The organism is Streptomyces odonnellii, from assembly GCF_000981895.1.
Classification (GTDB): domain Bacteria; phylum Actinomycetota; class Actinomycetes; order Streptomycetales; family Streptomycetaceae; genus Streptomyces; species Streptomyces odonnellii.
Map to the genome: position 1 here is coordinate 1 of NZ_LATD01000114.1, position 5,599 is coordinate 5,599.

At 69.8% G+C, this 5,599-nt stretch carries 5 protein-coding genes and 1 pseudogene; 2 read left to right on the forward strand and 4 right to left on the reverse strand.

The genetic code is table 11. The annotated features are described in order from the left end of the window. Positions 1-2,964 (forward strand): wHTH domain-containing protein (locus WH07_RS36200; RefSeq protein ID WP_456300493.1); only part of this gene is annotated, 2,964 nt, incomplete at its 5' end. A gap of 114 nt (positions 2,965-3,078) precedes the next feature. Here WH07_RS36200 and WH07_RS12630 read toward each other — a convergent pair. From WH07_RS12630 to WH07_RS12645, 4 genes are all read right to left on the reverse strand, one after another. Then, positions 3,079-3,561: a hypothetical protein gene (locus tag WH07_RS12630; RefSeq protein WP_052744346.1), complete on the reverse strand. Its 483-nt coding sequence runs from the start codon at positions 3,559-3,561 to the stop codon at positions 3,079-3,081. Positions 3,562-3,676: 115 nt separating this feature from the next. Beyond that, complete coding sequence (locus WH07_RS12635) at positions 3,677-4,402, reverse strand: DUF4328 domain-containing protein (protein ID WP_046499601.1); 726 nt, start codon at positions 4,400-4,402, stop codon at positions 3,677-3,679. A gap of 247 nt (positions 4,403-4,649) precedes the next feature. After that, entirely contained in the window at positions 4,650-4,925 is a 276-nt protein-coding gene (locus tag WH07_RS12640) for a DUF4031 domain-containing protein (RefSeq protein ID WP_046499602.1), read from the reverse strand. Beyond that, the gene (locus tag WH07_RS12645) at positions 4,922-5,371 is read right to left on the reverse strand and encodes a hypothetical protein (RefSeq protein WP_046499604.1); all 450 of its coding nucleotides are present in this window, start codon (positions 5,369-5,371) and stop codon (positions 4,922-4,924) included. Before WH07_RS12645 ends, WH07_RS12640 begins: the two co-directional genes overlap by 4 nt. Positions 5,372-5,434: 63 nt before the next feature. On the opposite strand from WH07_RS12645, the pseudogene WH07_RS37435 reads away from it, so the two are divergent. Continuing rightward, a pseudogene (locus tag WH07_RS37435) lies at positions 5,435-5,599 on the forward strand (RpiR family transcriptional regulator); the annotation flags it as partial.

Sequence of the window (5,599 nt, forward strand, 5' to 3'; positions counted from 1 at the left end):
GCCCTCGCCCCGCTGCGCTCCCTGCCCCCGTACGCCGACGCCGACCGCGTCCGCCTCAGCGGCAACACCCCCGCGCATCTCTCCGACGGCATCCGCTTCCAGCTCGCCGAGGACCGGGTGCAGGAACTGCTCATGGGCGAGGAGCTGTACGGCGAACGCGAACTGGCGATCCGCGAGCTGTACCAGAACGCCCTGGACGCCGTCCGCTACCGCGACCGCCGTACGGAATATCTGCGCCGGTCCGGACAGCGCCCCGAGGAGGGGTTCGACGGACTGATCGAGTTCGTCCAGTCCGTGGACGACCAGGGGCGTCCATACCTGGAGTGCCGCGACAACGGCATCGGCATGGGCATCAACGAGCTGAGCAATGTCTTCTCCCAGGGCGGCGCCCGCTTCGTGGACCTCCCCGAATACATCGAGGAGCAAACCGCCTGGGCCGAACTCGGCGAACCCCGCATCGAGTTGCACCCCAACAGCCGCTTCGGCATCGGTGTGCTCAGCTACTTCATGCTGGCCGACGAGATCGAGGTGACCACCTGCCGCATGGGCCGCGACGGCCGCGCAGGACACATACTCCAGGTCAAGATCGCGGGCCCGGGCAATCTGTTCCGCATCGAGGACCTGGGCGAGGGCACCGAGCCTGGCACGACGGTACGGCTGCTCCTCACCGAGCACAGGGAGCGGGTGTCCTGCGTGGACACGCTTCAGAAAGTGCTGTGGCTGGCGCCGTACCGTACGACAGCGGAGCAGGGCTCCCGCCACCACGGCTGGGACCGGGGGCAGCTCTCCGTGAGCGGCCCCGAACTGGCCTGGCTCGATGACGCGGAGATGTTCTCGCTCAGCGGCGCGAGCTTCCCGTCCGACCACCCGGACGTGTGGTGGGTCGACGGTACGGGCCGGCTCCTCAGCGACGGACTCCTGGCCTCGGCCGCCAGCGGGCATGAGCCCTATGGCGCGGTGGTCAATCTCGGCGGTGAGCACCAACCCGAGTTGAGTGTCGACCGCAGGACCATCCGCGACTTCGACAGCGCCTATGTGGACAAACTGATGGACGAGGCGCTGCCCAGCCTCTTCTCGTCCGCGCGCCCGCTACTGCGGCCGGACTGGCTCGAACGGGTCAGCGCCTTCTCCATCCGGTTCGCGGACGCGGTCGCCGAGCGGGCGCGGACGAGCGAGGTGCCCTGGCCGATGGGGGACGCCGAACGGCCCTTCGCCGAGCTGGGGTTCTTCCGCCCGGACACAGTGCTGCTGCCGCTCGTCACCGGCAACTATCCGGCGGCCCGCGACATCCATGCCGGCTCGTACCTGAGCACCATCCCGGCGCCCGTGCTGCGCTGGCGGCTGCTCACGCTCTACCGGGCGGGCCTGGGCGATCCCCTGGCCCCGGCTGCTGAGAGCGCTCCCGAGCTGCCCTGTGCCCGGCCCTCCGACGCGTTCCTGCTCATCGAGCGCAGCGCGCCCAGTGGTTGGGCCGGTGATTACAAATCCTGGCTGGAGGGGGTGAACGGGCTGACCAAATACGGCAAACGTCCCTCCGAGTTCGTACTGGACTCCGGCATCCTCAGCCTGAGGGCCCTGCACGAGTGGCGCGACCCCGAGGTGCCGGTCCCCCTCACGGAGATCCTGCCGCTGGTCAGGGAAGCAAAGCTCGGCGTGAGCGCGATCGCGGAGCGCCTGACGGCGCTGGGTTATCCCGTCGCCGCACTGCCTGAGGGCAGCGAGCGGATCCAGCCGGAGGATCTGCCCCTCCTCAGTCCGCCCGGGCGGCCGAGGTGGCTCAAGCCCGGTGACGAGCTGTCCGTGGCCCAGGTCTGCTACAGCGCGGCCACGGCCGAGTGCTCCGTGCGCGCGGCGGCCGACCGGCTCGCCGAGCTGGGCTTCACCGTGCCGGAGGAGTGCTCCGCGTACGAGGACATCACCGCCTGGACCTCGGAGGAGCGCGACATCCTCCTCAATCTGTGGGAATTCCATGCCGACGGTCGGCCGCTGGAAGAGGCCTGGGAGATCAGCTATCGCCAGCTCATCAGTGTGGCGCGGGACTGTGGTGTCACCGCTGACACCGTGACGCGGCTGCTGAAGCGGACGGGCTTCGCCCTGTCCGAGGAGTGCGAGTCGCGCCGGGACGCCCCATTCCCCGAGGACGGCTGGGAGCTGCTCAGCTACAACGACGTAGATCTCACCGTGGACCGCAGGGTTCCCGTACCCCACTTGGCGGGGGTGGCGTATCGCACGGGCCGGACCCTGGAAGCCGTCGCGGAAGAGTTGCAGTCCCTCGGCTTCGAGGTCCCCGAACTGCCCCTTTCCCGGCCGCTGCCGAGCAAGCAGGACCTCAACTTCCTGCCGGACCGGTATACGGTCAGCTCGCACGAAGCCTGGCCGGACGAGGAGAAGCCGCTGTCGCTTCATGACATCGCCGAGCGGGCCGAGCGCTCCAATCTCTCGATGGCGGACGCCGCGGCGAGGCTGAGGGCGCTGGGCTACGACTGCCCGCAGGACTCTGAACTGCTGAACCGCTTGCAGGAGCAGGATTCCGACGCCCTGTGGTGGGACAAGCCCGCAAAGGTCTCACCGAAGCGGCTGTACGCCGTGGCGAAGCACATCGGGGTGCGTTCCGCGACGGTGGCGGACTCGCTCGCGCTGTTCGGGTACGAGGTCGAACCCGCGTCGGAGGACTGGCTGAGGGAGCGGAAGGCGAGGTCGGCGCTGACGGGTGCGCTGGGGGTGCCAACCGAGGACGACGAGGTGGCGGGCACGGAGATCTCGCTCCCCACACTGGCCTCGGTCGCCATGGACCAGCGGCTGCCGTTCCGTACGGTCGCCCTCAAGGCGACGGAACTGGGCCTGCGGCACGAGGCGGAGGAGTGGTTCGTGGCGGACGAGCCGGAGGAGAAAGCCGAGGGGGCCGAGGCTTCTGGCACCGGAACAGCCGGGGCCGAGCCTGATGATGCTCAGCCCGCGGACTGAGCGCCATCCACCGCCGCTTGGACAGCAGACGGCCCGGCCGGCCGTACCGGGGCGAAGCCCCAGCAGCCGGACCGGGCCCCTGCCCATACGGGCGTGCCGGTGCGGGTGTGCCGGTCAGTCGCCCGTGTTGGTGGCCCAGACGGGCCTGTTCGCGTTGTTGTAGACGACGACATTGCCGTCGTCCTGGACCGCCAGATACCGGCCCTTCTGCCAGGTACCGGCGGCCCAGAGCGCCTTGCCCGCCTTGTTGTACACAACGAGGTTGCCGTCGCTCTGCATGACGAGACGGTCGGCGTTGGGGTAGACGTTCGGGGCCTGCCAGGCGGCACGGCCGTCCTTGTAGAGGACGACGTTGCCGTCGCTCTGGACGCGCAGGATGGCGCGTCCGTTGCCGGACGTCCACGCCTGGTTCTTGCCGAGGGTGGCGGGCGCGTAGAACTTGGAGTCGCTCCGCAGGGTCTCCTGGAGATGCGTGCTCTCGACGGTACGGACCGTACGGCCGCTCTCCACCGCGTCAGCGGCGGGAACGGCGGCCAGAACGGGCAGGGCTGCGAGGGCGAGCGCGGGAAGGCCGCGCCGCACGAGGTTTTTGATCACACCCCGGTTGTAGGCAGCCCGCGTATGCCCCGAACAGCCCACCGGCCACGAACTCACCCGTACGGCCCAGCGTTTTCATCGCCGGAACGACTCTGCGTGCCCAGCGACCGTGTGCTTAAACCAACTCGTTTTTCAAGGCCGCCGTGCGGAACGGCCCCTCGGCCGCCTTGAGCCGCTGCATGGTGGTGAGCTGGACGGCGAAGTACACGGCGGCAGCGGCGGCGGCGATGTGCGTCACGTCGGCAGCCGTGTACAGCACCAGCCCGTCCTTGATCTCCGTCAGCATCCCGGCGTCCTGGTACTCCCTCCCGGCGTACCAACTGGACAGCGTGCTCAGGACGAACAGCCCCCACCACAGGTTCACCGGCCAGACCCGCGCCCGGTACCGCTCGCCGTCGGCCGGCAGCGGAGTGGCCGCGCCCCACATGTCGAAGGCGACGCGGTACGGCATCCAGAAATTCGCCAGCGGGATCACCCAGGCTCCGATGGCCCACCCTGGCCCCTTGCGGAACTGGTCCGGCGCCAGCGGCCCGGTCTTGCGGCGCATCTGGAAGAACCAGACGACGAAGAGGATCGCGCAGGGCAGGTACACGATGGCCTGGTACCTCGCGGCTGTGTCGTACAGCGAGGTAACGGCTTCCAGCTTGTCCTGCGGAACCGTGGCGAAGCCGTCGTCGCCGTCGATCGCCGCCCAGTACCGGATCTCGGCGAACAGGCTGAACAGATCGCTGAGGGTCACGACAGCGAGCCCCGCGACGGCCGCGCGCAGAAGTCCGAGCGACGCCACAGGCGGTGCTCCGGGCAGCGGCGGACGCGGACGCAGATCACTGGATGCGGACATGACGACGACAGCCCCCCACAGGCGAGAAACGGAACGGCCTGCGAAGGAACGCACGGCCGAGTCACCATACGCCGGACATGAGAGTCCCGTCCATGACAATTCCGCAGGTGGGCGGCGGTCCGTCGATCCGAAACGATCAGTGAGCCGCCGGACCGGGACATACAGCCGGGCCAAGCCCTGCAACCGGGCCGTGCCATGCAGCCGAGCGGGGCCATGCCACCGGTTCAGGTCATGCCGCCGGTTCGCGTCAGGCCGCCGGGGCCGGTCGTCCCTTCGGCCTTCTCAGGCCCGCCTCCGTGAGCCTCCGTACCAGTTCCTTCGAGCCGACCTCCACCGCGCCCGCCCGCACCAGATCCCCGTACCGCTCCCCCGGCACGTCGTAGTGGTCGCGTTCGAAGGCGCGGCGCGGGCAGCCGGACGCCGCCGCGAAGGCGTGCAGTTCGTCGAACGAGACATCGCTGACCAGGTGCGACCACAGCCGCCCGTGCCCCGGCCAGGTCGGCGGGTCGATATAGACCGTCACGAGCCGTCCGCCCCCGCACCGGCCCCCGTACCAGCTCCCGTATCCGCCCCCAGCGCGCCGACCGCCGCGACCACCACGCCCGCCTCCGAGCAGACCCAGTGCGGATTGGGCCCCAGTTCGGGCTCGACATCGAGCGCGTGCGGTTCGGTCGCCACGCCCTCGGTCTCCGTACAGACCGGGCAGAGGGGCCACCGTCCGTACCGTTCGAGCAGCGCGTCCTGCACATCCTGGGCGACCAGCCCCGCCACGAACGCCGCGCCCTCGGGCCACTGCTCCACCCACCAGCGCCGGTGCGAGACCGACTCCTCCACCAGCGACACGACGTCGGCGCGCGCCACCCCGCCCGCGGCCAGGTCGGCCAGGACCAGGGCCCGCGCCGCATGCAGCGCGCGCTCCAGCGGATCCACTTCGAGGTCCGGGTCGGGATCGTCGATACGGTCGCTCATTCCGCCATTGTCAGGGATGACCGGGGGTTGACGACCGGCGAGGGCCGAAAATATCTTTCAAAGGTGACCCAAGACGTGAAGGAAATTTTCAGCGGCGACCCGCCACCCGCCCCCGCGGCCCTCGCCGCCAAGGTACGCACCCTCGCGCCCACCATGACCCGCTCCATGCAGCCCGTCGCCGAGGCCGTCGCCGGGGACCCGGCCGGCTGCGCCGCGCTCACGGTCACC